Source organism: Acinetobacter sp. XH1741 (genome assembly GCF_041021895.1).
In the GTDB taxonomy this organism is placed as follows: Bacteria; Pseudomonadota; Gammaproteobacteria; order Pseudomonadales; family Moraxellaceae; genus Acinetobacter.
Genome location: NZ_CP157428.1, coordinates 3,421,305 through 3,437,408, shown reverse-complemented (window position 1 = coordinate 3,437,408; position 16,104 = coordinate 3,421,305). Strand labels below are relative to the sequence as shown.

Below are 16,104 nucleotides of genomic sequence, written 5' to 3'. Positions count from 1 at the left end.
CGATGTGTGGAATTAATGCTTTTATCCCATTTAATGATAATTTGAATATTAATGGGGGAGAAATTATTAAATTAATGAATCATGAATTAAATCATCGTGGTCCAGATGATAATGGAGTTTTTAGAGATGATAAAATAAATTTAGGGCATACTCGTCTTAAAATTATTGATTTAAATGGAGGTAAACAACCATTTTTCTACCAAGATTTAGTTTTGGTTTTTAATGGTGAAGTTTATAACTATGAGGAGTTGAAAGAAGAGCTGATATCACAAAATTATAAATTTAATGAGAATAGTGATACAGAAGTTATGGCTGCTGCATTTTCTTGTTGGGGGATGAATGCTTTAAATAAATTCAATGGAGATTTCTCAGGAATATTATATTCAAAGAAAAATTCTGAAGTAACATTTTTCCGTGACCGAGTGGGCGTAAAGCCATTGTATTACAGCTATTCTAAAAATGGCATAATTGCCTCTTCAGAATGCAAAGCAATTATTAGTGCATTAAAGAATCAAAATGCATCTTATAGGCCTAAAATCTGTAAAGAAGCTCTAATTGATAACATGTTATATGGACATGCATTAGCACCTTTCACTATGTTTGCTGATATTAGTTCTCTTGAAGCAGGAAGCTATATAACTCTAGATCTGAAGAACTCTAAAATAGAAAAAACTAAATACTGGGATTTAGAAGTAGATAATGAATATACGGACCAAAATCTATGCCAAGAAAATATTGCAAGAATTTTAGAGGATTCAATACGATTACGTTGCAAATCTGATGTTGGTCATGGCTTGATGTTAAGCGGGGGATTAGATTCTTCACTCATTGGATATATTTTAGGTAAACAAAATAATAACTGTAAGGCTTATACGATTGGAAATCGAAGTGAGCAAAATATTAAGAAGAGTTTTGTGAGTGGCTCAGATATTGAGTTTGCAAATATTGTCGCAAATGAGGCAGGGCATGAACTATTCATATGTGAAGATATTGAAAATAATTTAATAAATGATTTAAGAGAAATTAGTCTTGCAAAAGATCATGTCGTCACTTTGGCTAATGAAATGGCTATGTTAAAAGTTTTTAAAGAAATTAAAGGCAATGATACCGTTATTTTGTCTGGAGATGGTGCTGATGAAGCATTCTTAGGATATTTTATGATGATCAATAAGAAAATTACGCCTTTTTATTCTTCTGAAAGCAGTAAATATTTATTCGGTATGTTTAATAAAGATTTCTTATCATCAAAACAGGCTGAATCAATAGCTTGGTCAAATTTTGAAAGTCGTCTAAGTGATATTGATGAGCAAATTAAAAAATCTAAACAGAAGCTTATGCACTATCTTCAGTTGAAATTTACTTTACCTTATTTACTAGATCGTGCTGATAGAATTAGTTCTAATTTTTCATTAGAACTGCGTGTTCCATATTGTGACCACAGATTATTAGAATACGTATTTAATGTATCTAATAAGTTAAAGTTCAAGAAAGTTGAGAAAAAACTTCTGAGAGATTCTTTCAAAGAAGAGTTTAATAATGATGTACTTTATAGAAAAAAGAGCGTTTTTCCATATTCAAATTCTGATTATCAAATTAATCTTCTAAGAAGTACAGCATTATCAGTTATAAAAGATTCTGTAGATAATGATGGTATTTTAAGTAAGATTTATAAAACAAAATTTTTATCTTTATTTTTTGAAAATAACTATCTTTTTAACACACTTAAGATGTTTGCTGGAGTTTTTTATATTCAAGCACTCTTATGTCAAATAATATCACTTCATTTTTTAGATGAAAAATATAAATTCTCAATATAAATGGGTGTATCATGATTTTTAATATGTCAAAAAAATTTAATAGTTCTATAGATTCTGTTTGGGCTGTTATTTCTAATCCGAATTTAACTATTGAAAAATATAAATCTTATGGTGCTTTAAGTGTTGATTTAACTAAATTTGATATTAAATATGATATTAGTTTTATTAACTTGGTACGTAAGACAAATTCGCTTGATAATATTGTTCCAAATGTTTTGAAGAAAGTATTAGGTGCACAACAAGAAATTATTCAGAATTCTACTTGGACTAGAATAAGTCCTGATGAAATTGAAGTCGATGTTGAAATTATTATTAAAGGTAAGCCAATCACCTGTAATGCGAAAGGGAAAATCACAACTTTAGAAGAAAATATTTGTTCTTATACATTGGTTTACGATGTAAATTCTAACTTCCCACTAGCAGGGAAATTATTATGTGATTTTTTCAAGAAAGAGACTTTAAAGTTTTCTGAGTTTGATTATCACTTTATTACAAAATACTTAAATCAAGAAGGCTGATGAAATGAAAAAATTTTTAGAAAGATTTAAGTTGATTGATGTTAATTCTTCGGACAGTAAGTTAAATTCTTATTTAAATAATGAAATTGACTCAGATTTAGAAAAATTTGGGGCTGTTTTAATTAGAAATACTCCTATTAATAACTATGAGGATTTAGAAAACTACGGAAAAATTTTTATAAAAAAACCTTATTTAGCGTATGTTGGTGGGGTAGTTCCGCGAAAGAACTATTCAAAATATGTTTTTAACTCCACTGAGTTGAACGGATTATTTAAAATAAAATTACATAATGAGCTTGCTTATCAAGAAAATGCGCCAGATAGAATTGCTTTTTTCTGTGAGCAACAGCCATTAATAGGAGGGGAAACTCCTATTGCTCATGAGAAAGATATTACAGGTCATTTTTCTAATTCATTGAAAAATTTTCTTGAAGAAAAGAAAATTGTTTATATTCGAAGATATTTTTCAAAAGAAAAACTCAATTCTGTTCAGCGGTTATTTTCACCTTTTTTCCTGACATGGCAAGATGCTTTTTCATGTGAAAAAAAGGATCTTGCTGAGTTAAAATGTAAAGAGCTGAATTTGAAGTTTAGTTGGATTGATACTGCTGATACTTTAGAAGTTCGTTCAGAGTTTCCAATATTTGTTAATCATGAAATATTGAATAAAAAAGTGTTTTTCAATCAAATTTTTACACAAAACCATAACAGATATAGTCTGGGTTCGTTAGTTTATTATACCTATAAAGTACTAGGTATTAATTCTGATAATGCCCCAAGAAATACTGTTGTTGATGGCCAAGAAATTGAAAGAAAGGACTTATATAGTTTATACGCAGCATACAACAATGCAGAAAGATCTTTTAAATGGAAAAATCAAGATTTACTCATTTTAGATAATAAACAGGTATTACATGCACGAAATACTTTTGTTGGTAAACGAAAAATTTGTGTGATGATGGGTAACAATTAAAAGGAATTTATATGAAAAATTTTAATGACATTAAAGTTTTAGCTTTTGATGTTTTTGGAACTGTCGTGGATTGGCATTCATCTATTGTTAAAGAGTTGGACAGTATGGGATTGCCAGTTGATAGTAATCAATTTGCTCTAGATTGGAGAGCTGGTTACCGACCTGCTATGGATAAAGTTCTTGCTGGTGAAAGACCTTGGAGTTCTATTGATGACATTCATCGTTCGATTTTAGATGATTTGTTAATAAAATATAACATTCTAGATTTATCTGAAGAGCAAAAAGTTCATTTGAATTTAGTTTGGCATCGATTAGACCCTTGGAGTGATACTATTCAGGGTTTAAATAAGCTAAAAGATAAATTTATTATTTGTGCACTATCGAATGGCAATATTAGATTATTAGTTGATATGGCTAAGTTCTCTAATCTACCGTGGGATTATATTTTTTCTGCTGAAAATTTCCATGCCTATAAACCTTCGCCAAAAACATATCTTGGTGTTGCCGAATTATTGAATGTATCTCCTAATCAAGTTTTAATGGTTGCTGCTCATCATGATGATTTGGCTGGTGCACGTTCTTGTGGATTAATGACGGCTTATATTGAAAGAGCATTAGAATTTGGTAAGTCAGTACAAAAAGATATTTCACCATGTGCTGATAATGATTTACATGCTTCCGACTTATTAGACTTATTTGGTAAGCTGAAAAATTAATTTATTATTTCCCATAAAATGGGCGTTCTTTTTAGCCCATTTTGTATGTAGTTGCTTGACTGAAAATGGCACTACTCTCAATTTTATTTGTAGAATTTAATGGAATTAATAATTGTATAATTTTCAAAGTTTTAAATTAATACAAAGCCTCTATAAATAGAGGCTTTTTATTATGTGTTGGAAGTGAACTTATTTATTCAGTTGCCATAAATGCTTCATGATAAGTAACTTCTCCTGAGGGAATATGTTTGCTGAAACTTATAGCTTGAAAGTATTCATTTGGGACATCAGGTAAATTTAAATCTGGGTAAGATTTAAAACCAAATCGACTGTAATAATTTGGATCACCTAATAGAACGCAACCTTTTCCACCTAATTCTTTCAACTTTTGAAGTGCTGCATTCATTAAAAGAGAACCAATGCCAATTCCTTGTTTATTTGGGCATACAGAAATAGGGCCTAGGCCATACCAGCCAGATTCACCTGACGTGATTGTAACTGGTGAAATAGCCACATGACCTATAATTAAGTCGTTTTCTGTGGCGACCAAAGAAATCGTGAGTTGCTTATGTTTGCGAAGGCTATTCACAATAAATTGTTCGGTGTGGCTAGAATGTTCTGCATTCAGAAACGCTGCTTTGGTTAACTCTTCGATATTTTTAATATCTACGGGTTGTTCATCTCGAATTTTAATGTTCATATTTTTCTTTCTCTTAATAAATAGCAACTTATATCAACGGTTGTCTAGTTGAGGGCGGACAGTCTGGAGTCCTAACAATGTAATTTGATAAGGTTGGCTATTTTTAGACTTGATTAAACGTTTTGCTTTTAGCTTTTTAAATACATCTAAGGAACAATCAGATAGCACGAAACCTTCTCGTGTATAGCATTCAACGAAATAGACTGTGCCTGATGCATTACGTTGGTATTTAATATGTCCGCCTTTGGCAAGGACATGGAGAGTTCGTTGTTCGAACTTTGAAAGATTCATGTTGGAGCCTTGATAATAATCAAACGTGCAAATAGAGGTGATCAGAAACATGACCACAGAAAAATTGCGACATTGATAATCAACTCAATAGTAAAAATTGAGAGTGATTATCAGATGATTACTATCTCCAACATATAAACCTCTTTAAGAAGGGGGATACTTTTATTTAAAGAATATATTAACTGTATATATCACTTAATAACAAATGTTTTTTATATTCATAGAACATTCATTTATATAAAATCAGGCAACAAAAAATTATGTATGAGTTTTAGTAAATGAAAAAAACAATTTTTAGCTTAATTTTCGCTACTTGTGCAGCTTTTTCAAATAGTATTCAAGCAGAAGAAGTTTATTATCAGCAAGAAGATATCGCTTATGCTTTTGAACTAGATTCAATCGAATTTTATTTACCAAGTAAAAGTAAATTTAAAATTACTGCTACCAGAAAACTAGTTGGCGTACCTGAAACAAAGTTTTATACAGGTGATTTTGATAAAGATAATATCACACAATTTCATATGGCTTTTGACTGTTCACATAAGACGATGCAGATTTTAGACTTTATGATTGGTGATAAAAATAATGGTGAACTTAAGTACAAGAGCGATAAAAAGAGTGAAGTAATGAAAGCCACGGGTGATAATGATTTAGCTATGCTTAATTTAGTGTGTGAAAATGCTAAGGCTATAAAATAGTGTCTGTGAATCATAAGGCTAGTTTTTAATATACGTATATACAATTTTTTTGGCGCCCCACCTTTGAAAAAATGAAGTTAAAGATTTAATAAATATGATACCCGTACAAACATTCTCGGTTTTTGCAATTTTTCTGTTGTTTATTGCTCCATTGATTGGTGTTGTACTAACACTAGGTTTATTGGTGAAAGCACTATTCTTTTTGCGAAAGAAGTCACAAAGGCCGGTGAGATTTTTTTCTAAAAAGACATTATTCCTTATGCTAGTAGCATTGATATGTGACCTGTGGGCAGGTTATTTATTTTATATGACTGAATCGGTAAAGTATGAGATTGCTCTTAAGCAGCATTACAAGGAACGTCGCAGCCATTTCGTTTTATCTCAAGATGCACAATATGGCGAACTGTTGATTCCTAAAGGGAGTTTAATTAGTCGTTACGATGCTTTTGACAATGGCGAGCCACAAGTACCCTTTAGCTTACGTGGATTACAGGCGGTACGTTTTCCTCATCCTGTACAGGTTGCAGGAATGTGGGTAACCGCGATGGAGCCTCCTCGAGTGGAATTGGCTTGGGATCAGCATATAGGTCCAGTCATGCGCTTTGATCCTAAGGAAGAAAATGGTTATGGTAAATGGGTGTACGACACAAAGCATCCTACCATTGCGTGTTCTGGTGGAGACATCGTGCTACTTGAAATTCCACTCATTCATTATGATATTCAAAAAGAATTTGGTAAACCTGAGCCTGATGGAGCTAATGCGCGTTTTCGCCCTAGTGAGTGGGGTGTTCACGAATGCGAAAAAGGTCAGGGACCAATTAAAGTTAGTCCTGCATATACTGGGACTGCGCCAAAGAAACCTTGGTTTTATAAATAATGAGTTGTTGAATTGAAAAAAGCCTCTGTAGAACAGGGGCTTTTCTTTAATGTCAGAATTGAATCATTTTTAAGATTCATGTAACGTAATCTGACTAGTAAGTATAATAAAAATAGCCGTATCAATTAGTAAAGCTGATGCAAAAATAATTTTACAAATTAATATTGTTTAATCGATTTTCTAGGTAATTTATAGCATTCTCCGCACGGCCATATTCACCACCAAATAATCCTACTTGAAGTGGCGGCCAATTACTTTTTTCAGTTAATATTTCATTTTTAACTTTTGATAAGATTGAATTATCTGAAAAAATAAAAGACTTAAATTTCCAACCAAATCTTCCAATAGGGGACCAAGCTCGATCAGGATTTTTTACTAGTTGGCTGTCTAAAATAACCAGTGATCTCAAAATTTCGAAATAATCAAAGGAGTATTCATAACTTTTTCCTAAGAAAAAAAGATTATCTAAATAGGGTTGGAGATGAGTGAATAAATATTCACTCATTGGTATGTATTGTCGTTCATGTCCCGGCATTTGCTTGAAAATATTTGTAATTTCTGATGTGGAGTTCGATAATCTTAAACTCAGTGTTTCATTCTCATCATTTCTATTTGATTCATTCAAAGTCGTATTTAAAATTTTGGCGAGTGTTAAATAATTTTTATTTGCTATAGCAGAAATACCTGCAAAGTATTGAAGTAAGATTAAAGGATACCAACGTAATTCTATTAAAATGACTAATCCACTCTGGTTATCTAACAATGGATCTGAAGACAGCTTAATTATTTTTTCTATTAAAGATAAATGTGGAACTTCCCCCCAATAAGCGATTAAAGCTGTTAATATACAAAGATCTCTACTTATTTCTTCATATTTATTAATTTTTTCAATAAGTTGAGGGTAGTCTAGATTCCTTTCATTTAAATTAAATTGTTCTTCATTTGTTTTGGATAAGAATGTTCTAATTTCATCATTAAAAAAGTCTTCAATGGTAATTTTTGAATTAGGAGAAGATAGTAGCTCTTTTAATTTCTTAACTTTATCATCTAAACTTTGTAATGTTCTGGCCTCATTAACATAGGGAATTGAGATTAAATGGTCTGTCCCGATTTGTGTATCGGATGGTTGCTTAAACTCATCAGGACAAAAGAAAATAAAATCTCCATCACCATCAAATTGTCCATAATGTGGAGTTTGTTCAGAATTAGGTGCTTGTGATACCTTAGTGTAAACATAAGACATTAGACTGTTAGCAGTAATAATTCCTAAATCATTAGCAGCTTTACCCAGCATGCCTTCAATCAGGTGTCCAGTGAAAATGGAATGGTTAGGTAAAGGACCACCAGAATCAGCTACAGGTTCATCAGCTTTACCAGCAGTAATAACTTGTCTTGAAAATCTTTTATACATGTCATGGAGAAACCTATTTGCACCAACCTTTGCATCTCTATATATGGCTAATCCACTAAAGCAAGCATCCATAATAAAGAGAATGTGTTTAGCACGAATTAATTCAGCATTTCGAGTAAGCTCATCCCAGCGAATAAATGTTGAAGTATCATTAGTATCTGCATCAAAAGGAACTAAGTAGCCTACATCCCCTCGATAACCTTTTAAGGTGTGACCATGACCTGCGAAGAATATAATTAATCTATCATCAATATTGATCGAGTCAGATGTATAGGAATGATAAGCCTTCAAAATATTAGATTTGGTTGCTTCTTCATCTATAAGTATTTTTACATTTTCTTTTGGAAAATTTAGTTTATTAATTAAAACATCTGAAACTTCTTGAGCATCATTTACTGCATAACCAAGTGGAGATACCTTTTGATAATTATTTATTCCAATAATTAGTGCATAACTATTTGAGTAATCAGTTTTTAATAAGTGGTTTAAATTTTGCATCTAGTTATCAATGTTAGTAAGTCATGATCTGATATTAAAATATTTTTATAAAATAATAAATTTATTATTTTATTTATACTTGGCATCTCCAACTAGCTGTGTTTTCTGCAGTTCTGTAATAGCATTCCATTCAAAATAATTTAAAAGTAAGTAGAAAATTGGCTATAAATTTCCTTAGTAGTTGTTCCATTTATTTTATATTTAGCTCAATACTATTCTTATTCTATGCGAACTCCCAAGACTACATTACTTTACCCCCTTTATAAACCCCCATTTAACAATAACTCACTGATTATTTATCCTTACTTTTTAATGATCTAATTTAAAACAAATGTCATTTTCTATGCTTGACTGCAAAAGGGTTGGGCACTATTCTTTGCCTGCTGGCCACATTGCCAGTCAGTCGTCGCAGACTGAATAATAACTCCCGCATCAGAGCCATTCCTTCTGAGGACTACTCTTGTGTGGTAGCCACTCGTTCCTTTCCCGTAGCGGTAGGACGGGAGAGGGACACCCTCGGGTGTGCTAGTTTGAGTTATTACTAGTCTGCGAACCCTTTCTCGTTCTGCCACCATAATTCTATAAATGTCTGGCAGAACTCCCAATAAAAAGGAGTTGGCTTTGTACATCCATTATTTCTTGGCAGCCTTTGCCAAAAGCTATAACGACACCACATATTTTTTTAACAAGTTTGATCAATATTAGGCGGATTAGACTTTAAATCTTCACGACTAAAAACTTAGCAACAATAAAACTTGAGATGTGCCAAGCACTGTCTTACGGCTTTGCTGTGCCTTTTTTTCTCCCAAAAAAGGCACAGGCTTTTTATATCTCTTTTACATACAACAAAAAATTATTTTATAACGGTAAAACTATGCCAAATTTAACTCTCCCAACACGTGCTTTTGAAGTTGTTAAAAAAGGGATCGATTTATTCCACTACGGTGGCTTTCACATGGTCGGTGTCGACAAAATTGTGAGAGAAACTGAAGTGAATAAAATGACGTTTTATAATTATTTTCACTCTAAAGAACGCTTCATTGATATCTGCCTAATTGTGCAAAAAGAACGGCTGCAAGACCAAGTGGTTGCAATGGTGGAGTACGACCATGACACAAGCACAATCGATAAACTCAAAAATCTTTATGAATTACATACCGACTTAGAGGGGCAGTATTACTTATTATTTAAGGCCATTTTTGAAACTAAAAACAGCTATCCAAACGCTTTTCAGACCGCAGTAAGGTATAGAACATGGCTGACCAATGAAATTTATAGCCAGCTTAGATTACTCAAAGCTGATGTTGCTTTTACTGATGCCAGACTGTTTTTATATATGATTGATGGCGCAATTCTCCAGCTTTTAATGTCAGAACAGGCCGATGAAAATGAGAGATTATTAATGCGCTTTTTAAGACAGTTTAAATAGAAACTAAAGACCACTTTATAATAAATTCCAAATTAAAGGCTTCCAAATAGTGATATTAAAACTAATGGGAAGCCTAAAATTTAAATAACAACTTAGAATGTATTTTTAATAATTACATCATCATAAGGAAGTTTGCCCACGCGAGGGTAAGGCTGAGATGCTGATTTACCCACAGCAATCATTAAACACACCACATGATCTTCAGGTAAGTTAATAAGCTTTGCCATAGCGTCAAAGTCAAAACCATCCATAGGGCAGCTATCTAAGCCATGCTCTTGCGCAAGTAACATCAATGTTTGCGCAAAAATACCAGCACTACGCATCACTTCGTCACGTTGGGTTTGTGGACGGTCACGGTAATATTGGTCAATTGCGCCAACCATAATATTTTGAACTTCAGGAGTCGCGCCATCCCATACACGCTTAGCATCAACTTCCCATGTATTGACTTTGGCACATAACACAATCAGTAAAGATGCTTCTGTAACTTGTGGCTGATCCCAAGCAATAGCGCGAATCTTTTGTCTTAACTCAGCATCTTCAACAATCACTGGACGCCAGTGTTGTAAGTTAAAAGCACTTGGTGCATTTGCTAAAACTTCTTGTAATAATTGCTTTTTGTTTTCTTCAGATAACTGGAAAGCAGGGTCGAAGCGCTTAATTGCACGGCGGTTACGGAGAGCATCAATAACATTCATAAGATTTTCCTATTTCTTGGTTTAACCGTTTTAAAAATAACAAAGTAATGTTTAAAGTGAGTTCATATTAAACTGAATTAATCTCGCAATATCGATAGTTCGCTCGTAAATCAGTTCGGCTGCATGCTTGCAGGCTTGTTCTAAAGGCATAGGGCCATTGGCGAGTGAAAAAGCCGCAGTAACTCCATGCTCATAAAGCGCTTGGTAGCCTTCGCCTAAAGTCCCTGCAATCACAACCACAGGAACATTGTGCGCTTTAGCAATTTGACTCACCCCAAACACTGTTTTGCCGCTTAAAGTCTGTTGGTCAAATTTACCTTCGCCTGTAATCACCCAATCGGCATGAGCAATTTTCTGCTCAAGTTGATTCAGTTCGGCTACCACTTTAACACCAGCTTTAAACGCCGCATTTAAATAACTTTTGGCAGCAAAGCCTAAACCTCCGGCAGCGCCAGAACCTACTTCATCTCGTTTGTCGAAACCCAAAAGCTCAGCAGAGACATCGGCAAAATGGGCAAGGGCTTGGTCAAGTAACTTTACTTGGGCTGGGGAAGCGCCTTTTTGTGGGCCAAAAATATGGGATGCACCGTTTGGGCCGCAAAGTGGATTGCGAACATCGGCAGCCAGTAAAAATTGGGTTTGCTGAATACGTGGGTCAAAGTGTGTTAAATCAATTTTTGATAAGTTGCTTAGAGCAAGCCCGCCTGTGGGTAAAACATTTTTATTAGCATCGAGTAAAACCGCACCCAAAGCACTGAGTAATCCTGTACCGCCATCATTAGTAGCACTACCACCCACGGTTAAAATAATATCTTTTGCACCTGCATCTAAAGCATCCAGTATAAGCTCACCTGTGCCAAAGGTTGTGCTGTGGCAAGCGTCTCGCTCAGACGGCGGGACGAGCTGTATGCCACTGGCTTGCGCCATTTCAATAATGGCGATTTTCTGTTGTTCTAACCATCCCCATTTGGCTTGGACAGGTTTTCCTAGTGGCCCGACTACAGTTTTTTCACGCCATTGACCATTGCAGACTTCTAAAACAGCTTCAATGGTTCCTTCACCACCGTCTGCCATAGGGCATAAAACAGTTTCTACATGCGGGAAAACCGCTTGCCATCCTTTGGCAATCGCTTGAGCTACCTTCAAAGCAGATAAGCTGTCTTTAAAAGAATCGGGGGCAATTACAATCTTCATAAATGCTCTAATACGAATAGATTTCTCATTGTTTTATACTGCTTAATACGAAAAAAACATAGATAAACTCATGTAAGTGTCAAATTTAAAACACTTTCACTCTGTTAAAAATGAAAGCCCATAATGTTTTTATCTGTAAAAAAGAGAACTAATAAATTTTTAACCTATTGTTTTATATGTTTTTATATAAATACTGCGGTGAGCCTGAATGATTGTAATTGGAAAGAATATGGCACATATTATAAGCATGGTTGAGCCAGCTTTTAAAAATGAGCAATAACATAAAAAGCCGACTCTACGAATCAGTTAAGCAGCGGGCAGCTTTGATCAAACCATAATTAAATTGTGATTTCACTGAGCCTGTTGTGCAAAAAATATGAGGATGAAGAAGTGGATAATTCAGAAGAACAAAAGCATATACAGGAAAATAATAGTTTTGCGCGAATTGAGCCATATACTCATCCTGCTGGCGGGTGGGGCGCACTGCTTAGCGTTGCCCGAAACTTAAAGCGACAAGATATTTTAGGCAAAGGCTCAATTACCTTACTTAACATTAACCAGCCAACAGGTTTTGACTGTCCCGGCTGTGCATGGCCAGAAAAGAAAGATGCCCATGCTTTTAACTTTTGTGAAAATGGCGCAAAAGCGGTTGCCTTTGAAGCAACCAGTAAAACAGTGACTCCTGAATATTTCGCAGGTCATACCGTCAGTTGGCTGTCAGAACAAAGTGACTTTTTCCTAGAAGACTTAGGCCGTTTAACAGACCCAGTTCGTTATGACGCTGCAACCGATAAATATGTCCCTATTTCATGGGATGATGCATTTAAGCTCATTGCTCAACATTTACATGCGCTAGACAACCCAGACCAAGCGGCGTTTTATACATCGGGCCGTGCTAGTAACGAAGCCGCATTTTTATATCAATTGTTTGTGCGAAGCTTTGGAACAAATAACTTTCCAGACTGTTCGAACATGTGCCATGAAACCACAAGTGTCGGTTTACTTGACTCGATTGGTTTAGGAAAGGGCACTGTCACTCTAGATGACTTCGATATAGCCGATGCTATTTTTAGTTTTGGGCATAACCCGGGAACCAACCATCCACGTATGTTAGGTACTTTGCGTGAGGTGTCTAAACGCGGCGGCAACATTATTGCGATTAACCCAATTAAAGAACGAGGTTTAGAGCGTTTCCAAGACCCGCAGGCCCCACTTGAAATGATGACCAACGGCAGTACGCCAATTAGTCGTTATTATTTCCAGCCTAAAATTGGGGGTGACTATGCACTCATGTTGGGGATGTTAAAGCACTTAAATGAATGGGATAAAAAAGCAATTGCCTCCGGTAAACCGAGTGTTTTTGATCGAAACTTTATTGCGGTCAATACGGTTGGTTTCGATGAAATGATTGCTGAGGTAGAAAGAACCGAGTGGGCAGATATTTATAAGCATTCAGGTTTATCGCCTGAACATTTAGAAAAACTCGCCAAACTGTTTTTAGACTCTGAGCGTTCAATTTTCTGTTGGGGTATGGGCATTACCCAGCACCGTCACGGAACTGCTAACGTACATATGTTGGCAAATTTATTGTTGGCGCGTGGTCAAATTGGTAGACCGGGTGCAGGTCTTTGTCCTGTTCGTGGGCACAGTAACGTGCAAGGCGACCGCACGATGGGCATTAATGAGTTACCTAGCCCTAAATTACTCGACAACATTGACCGCGTGTTTGGAATTAAATCGCCAAGAAAAAATGGGCATGGTGTGGTCGAAACCATTAAAGCCATGGCTGAAGGCGAGGTTAAAGTCTTTATTGGTTTAGGCGGAAACTTTGCAGTTGCAACCCCCGATACACCATATACCCAAGAAGCACTTAGAAAATGTGCTTTAACTGTTCATGTCGCAACAAAGTTAAATCGTAGCCATTTGGTATGTGGTAAAGATGCGCTTATTTTGCCATGTTTAGGCCGTACTGAAATTGATGAGCAGCTTCATGGCCCGCAAGCAATTTCGGTTGAAGACTCTATGAGTAATGTTCACTTGTCGGCAGGGCGCAATACCCCAATTTCTAAAAATATTTTGTCTGAGCCGGATATTGTGGCAAGAATGGCAGAAGCGGTACTTCCAGACAGTCAGATTAAATGGAAATGGTACATCGAAAGTTATGACCGCATCCGTGACTCAATTGCCGATGTATTTGATGAGTTCCATGACTTTAATTTACGTGTTTATAACCCGGGTGGTTTCCATTTAGAACATCCAGCCAATCAGCACATCTGGAATACAAAAAGTGGTAAAGCGCAGTTTATTATTATGCCACTTGAAGAAGTTTATGCTGACAAAGAAAATCAGTACGCTGCGGCATATACCCAAAGTAAGGTTTATACCTTAATGACCACTCGCTCTCACGATCAGTACAATACAACTTTATATGGCCTCGATGACCGTTACCGTGGTGTGTTTGGTCAGCGCCGTGTGTTGTTTATGAATCAAGCCGATATTGATGAAGCGGGCTTCGAAGCAAATCAGTGGGTCGATATTGAAAGTGTGTTCTCAGATGGCGTGAAGCGTATTGTGCATAGTTTCCGTATTGTGCCTTACAACATTCCGCGGGGCAGCTTGGCCGCTTACTATCCGGAAACCAATCCATTGGTGGCCTTAAGCAGTCACGATAAATTTGCCAAGATTCCGGCTTCAAAAAGCGTTCCTGTCATCTTGCATGCCGGAAATGCACCAGAACATTTTAACTTGGCAACAGCCGTTGACCCTGAAGAAGCCGACAAGAAAGTCAGTAGCCTTTAAGCCAAATGTGACCTTAAAACTTATCATTTAAACAAATGGCGCTCTTAACAAGCGCCATTTCCAAATAAAGGAATTCATTTTGACACCACATTCTTATGGCGTTGAAACCTTACAAGTACAGCGGTTTAACAAAAACGAATCTGAAAATGTTTTAGATCATATTGTTCAAGAATATCCAATTGCGTTGGTCTATAACGGTATTTCTCATGCCGTGATGATGGCAACACCAACCGATGTTGAATTATTTGCCAAAGGTTTTAGTCTTTCAGAAGGCATTTTGACCAGTTTAAAAGAGCTATATACGCTTGATGTGCATCAAAATGAATTGGGTATTACGGTTGAAATGACTATTTCATCGAGAGCATTTGCCGCTTTAAAACAGCATCGCCGCATGATGGTCGGGCGTACTGGCTGTGGTTTATGTGGAATTGAAAGCTTAGAGCAGTTTCAGTTAGATGTTCCTAAAATTACCACACAGGCATCAAAAACATGGCTTGAGCAAATTCCGGCTGCCATTTCTCATTTGAAAGCCCAACAAGAAATTACTGCTTTAACGGGTGGGGCGCATGCAGCAGCGTGGGTCGTGGACGGCCAAATTGTAGCAGTGTTTGAAGATGTAGGTCGCCATAACGCCTTAGACAAATTACTCGGATATTTGGCGCAAGAAAACCATGACACCAGTTTAGGTTTTGTTGTGATGACCAGTCGAGCAAGCTATGAACTGATTCGTAAATGTGCCCAGCTCAACATTGCTTTGCTGGCTTCAATTTCAGCACCCACCAGTATGGCGATTCATTTAGCAAAAATATCTGGGCTAACGTTGGCAAGCTTTTGTAGAGGAGATGGATTTGTTTTATATACAGAGTTATAGAATTTAAAATAGATCACGCCGTATTATCTATGTGAAATCTCTTTTACTCATTTTCACTTTTAAGCTAGGGATAAATTTTATACATTATGATAAAGCTCTAAAGGTTCAGAGTCTGTCTAAATGTCTTGGTTACAATCAATAAAAGAGTGGGCAAAGCGTCTAAAAAAACAAATTATTATGCTTTGGTTTGCGTCAAGACATCCTCAAATGCCAGTATTGCCCAAAATTATTGCAGTGATTGCGGTGGCTTATGCTTTTAGTCCAATCGATTTAATTCCGGACTTTATTCCCATTTTAGGTTTTATAGATGATGCCATTATTTTACCAATCCTAATTTGGTTAGCCGTTCAGTTTACGCCTCAACAAGTCATTTTCGATGCAGAACAACAAGCAAAAGAGTGGCTCGATGCACAGGAAAAAAGGCCACGAAACTATTTGGTTGCTGCGCTTATTATTTTAATTTGGTTCATACTTGCGGTAACGGCGTATTTTTATTTTGGTGGTGGCTTGTAATGAAATTGGAACGTAAAGCCCTGTACTAATTTAATACCCTGAACATTGTACTTTGCTACAACTCAAAGGATAATAACGTTTTTATAAGCTATGGGTTGCAG

General features: G+C 35.7%; 15 protein-coding genes. 10 read left to right on the top strand and 5 right to left on the bottom strand.

The genetic code is table 11. The features are described 5' to 3' along the window. The first annotated feature begins 2 nt into the window (after positions 1-2). The 4 genes from asnB to ABLB96_RS16585 are packed head-to-tail and all read left to right on the top strand — an operon-like array spanning position 3 to position 4,024. The gene (gene asnB, locus ABLB96_RS16600) at positions 3-1,817 is read left to right on the top strand and encodes an asparagine synthase (glutamine-hydrolyzing) (RefSeq protein ID WP_348897688.1); all 1,815 of its coding nucleotides are present in this window, start codon (positions 3-5) and stop codon (positions 1,815-1,817) included. 23 nt (positions 1,818-1,840) lie between these two features. Next, positions 1,841-2,335 (top strand): DUF2505 family protein, encoded by a 495-nt coding sequence (locus ABLB96_RS16595; RefSeq protein WP_348897689.1) that lies wholly within the window; start codon positions 1,841-1,843, stop codon positions 2,333-2,335. A gap of 4 nt (positions 2,336-2,339) precedes the next feature. Continuing rightward, on the top strand, positions 2,340-3,308 hold the full coding sequence (locus ABLB96_RS16590) for a TauD/TfdA family dioxygenase (RefSeq protein ID WP_348897690.1): 969 nt from the start codon (positions 2,340-2,342) through the stop codon (positions 3,306-3,308). An 11-nt stretch (positions 3,309-3,319) separates the two neighbouring features. Beyond that, complete coding sequence (locus tag ABLB96_RS16585) at positions 3,320-4,024, top strand: haloacid dehalogenase type II (protein ID WP_279984838.1); 705 nt, start codon at positions 3,320-3,322, stop codon at positions 4,022-4,024. Between the two features lie 193 nt (positions 4,025-4,217). Here the strand turns inward: ABLB96_RS16585 and ABLB96_RS16580 are convergent, their stop codons facing one another. Together ABLB96_RS16580 and ABLB96_RS16575 are read right to left on the bottom strand one after the other, a co-directional pair. Then, positions 4,218-4,724, bottom strand: coding sequence for an N-acetyltransferase (locus tag ABLB96_RS16580; RefSeq protein ID WP_348897691.1), 507 nt, complete (start codon positions 4,722-4,724; stop codon positions 4,218-4,220). A 33-nt stretch (positions 4,725-4,757) separates the two neighbouring features. Next, complete coding sequence (locus ABLB96_RS16575; protein ID WP_002048597.1) at positions 4,758-5,015, bottom strand: YjhX family toxin; 258 nt, start codon at positions 5,013-5,015, stop codon at positions 4,758-4,760. 278 nt (positions 5,016-5,293) lie between these two features. Between ABLB96_RS16575 and ABLB96_RS16570 the strand changes: the two genes are divergently transcribed. Both ABLB96_RS16570 and ABLB96_RS16565 read left to right on the top strand, forming a co-directional pair. Beyond that, positions 5,294-5,713 (top strand): hypothetical protein, encoded by a 420-nt coding sequence (locus ABLB96_RS16570; RefSeq protein ID WP_348897692.1) that lies wholly within the window; start codon positions 5,294-5,296, stop codon positions 5,711-5,713. Between the two features lie 136 nt (positions 5,714-5,849). Next, positions 5,850-6,590, top strand: coding sequence for a hypothetical protein (locus ABLB96_RS16565; RefSeq protein ID WP_348897736.1), 741 nt, complete (start codon positions 5,850-5,852; stop codon positions 6,588-6,590). 151 nt (positions 6,591-6,741) lie between these two features. Here ABLB96_RS16565 and ABLB96_RS16560 read toward each other — a convergent pair whose 3' ends face one another. Beyond that, the gene (locus ABLB96_RS16560) at positions 6,742-8,499 is read right to left on the bottom strand and encodes a caspase family protein (RefSeq protein WP_348897693.1); all 1,758 of its coding nucleotides are present in this window, start codon (positions 8,497-8,499) and stop codon (positions 6,742-6,744) included. An 874-nt stretch (positions 8,500-9,373) separates the two neighbouring features. Between ABLB96_RS16560 and ABLB96_RS16555 the strand changes: the two genes are divergently transcribed. Then, a complete protein-coding gene (locus ABLB96_RS16555) occupies positions 9,374-9,928 on the top strand; it encodes a TetR/AcrR family transcriptional regulator (RefSeq protein ID WP_348897694.1) in 555 nt (184 codons plus the stop codon). A 92-nt stretch (positions 9,929-10,020) separates the two neighbouring features. On the opposite strand, the gene ABLB96_RS16550 is transcribed toward ABLB96_RS16555, so the two are convergent. Together ABLB96_RS16550 and ABLB96_RS16545 are read right to left on the bottom strand one after the other, a co-directional pair. Beyond that, positions 10,021-10,626: a nitroreductase family protein gene (locus tag ABLB96_RS16550; RefSeq protein WP_348897695.1), complete on the bottom strand. Its 606-nt coding sequence runs from the start codon at positions 10,624-10,626 to the stop codon at positions 10,021-10,023. Between the two features lie 51 nt (positions 10,627-10,677). After that, a complete protein-coding gene (locus ABLB96_RS16545) occupies positions 10,678-11,820 on the bottom strand; it encodes a glycerate kinase (protein WP_348897696.1) in 1,143 nt (380 codons plus the stop codon). 390 nt (positions 11,821-12,210) lie between these two features. On the opposite strand from ABLB96_RS16545, the gene ABLB96_RS16540 reads away from it, so the two are divergent. From ABLB96_RS16540 to ABLB96_RS16530, 3 genes are all read left to right on the top strand, one after another. Beyond that, positions 12,211-14,619: an FdhF/YdeP family oxidoreductase gene (locus tag ABLB96_RS16540; RefSeq protein ID WP_348897697.1), complete on the top strand. Its 2,409-nt coding sequence runs from the start codon at positions 12,211-12,213 to the stop codon at positions 14,617-14,619. Between the two features lie 79 nt (positions 14,620-14,698). Next, positions 14,699-15,490 (top strand): formate dehydrogenase accessory sulfurtransferase FdhD, encoded by a 792-nt coding sequence (fdhD, locus tag ABLB96_RS16535; RefSeq protein WP_348897698.1) that lies wholly within the window; start codon positions 14,699-14,701, stop codon positions 15,488-15,490. Positions 15,491-15,610: 120 nt separating this feature from the next. Continuing rightward, entirely contained in the window at positions 15,611-16,003 is a 393-nt protein-coding gene (locus ABLB96_RS16530; protein ID WP_348897699.1) for a YkvA family protein, read from the top strand. The last annotated feature ends 101 nt before the right edge of the window (positions 16,004-16,104 follow it).

Bases quoted from the DNA above. Each gene is read 5' to 3' on its own strand.
- asnB (WP_348897688.1), top strand. From the start codon at position 3: ATGTGTGGAATTAATGCTTTTATCCCATTTAATGATAATTTGAATATT.
- ABLB96_RS16595 (WP_348897689.1), top strand. From the start codon at position 1,841: ATGTCAAAAAAATTTAATAGTTCTATAGATTCTGTTTGGGCTGTTATT.
- ABLB96_RS16590 (WP_348897690.1), top strand. From the start codon at position 2,340: ATGAAAAAATTTTTAGAAAGATTTAAGTTGATTGATGTTAATTCTTCG.
- ABLB96_RS16585 (WP_279984838.1), top strand. From the start codon at position 3,320: ATGAAAAATTTTAATGACATTAAAGTTTTAGCTTTTGATGTTTTTGGA.
- ABLB96_RS16580 (WP_348897691.1), bottom strand. From the start codon at position 4,724: ATGAACATTAAAATTCGAGATGAACAACCCGTAGATATTAAAAATATC.
- ABLB96_RS16575 (WP_002048597.1), bottom strand. From the start codon at position 5,015: ATGAATCTTTCAAAGTTCGAACAACGAACTCTCCATGTCCTTGCCAAA.
- ABLB96_RS16570 (WP_348897692.1), top strand. From the start codon at position 5,294: ATGAAAAAAACAATTTTTAGCTTAATTTTCGCTACTTGTGCAGCTTTT.
- ABLB96_RS16560 (WP_348897693.1), bottom strand. From the start codon at position 8,499: ATGCAAAATTTAAACCACTTATTAAAAACTGATTACTCAAATAGTTAT.
- ABLB96_RS16555 (WP_348897694.1), top strand. From the start codon at position 9,374: ATGCCAAATTTAACTCTCCCAACACGTGCTTTTGAAGTTGTTAAAAAA.
- ABLB96_RS16550 (WP_348897695.1), bottom strand. From the start codon at position 10,626: ATGAATGTTATTGATGCTCTCCGTAACCGCCGTGCAATTAAGCGCTTC.
- ABLB96_RS16545 (WP_348897696.1), bottom strand. From the start codon at position 11,820: ATGAAGATTGTAATTGCCCCCGATTCTTTTAAAGACAGCTTATCTGCT.
- ABLB96_RS16530 (WP_348897699.1), top strand. From the start codon at position 15,611: ATGTCTTGGTTACAATCAATAAAAGAGTGGGCAAAGCGTCTAAAAAAA.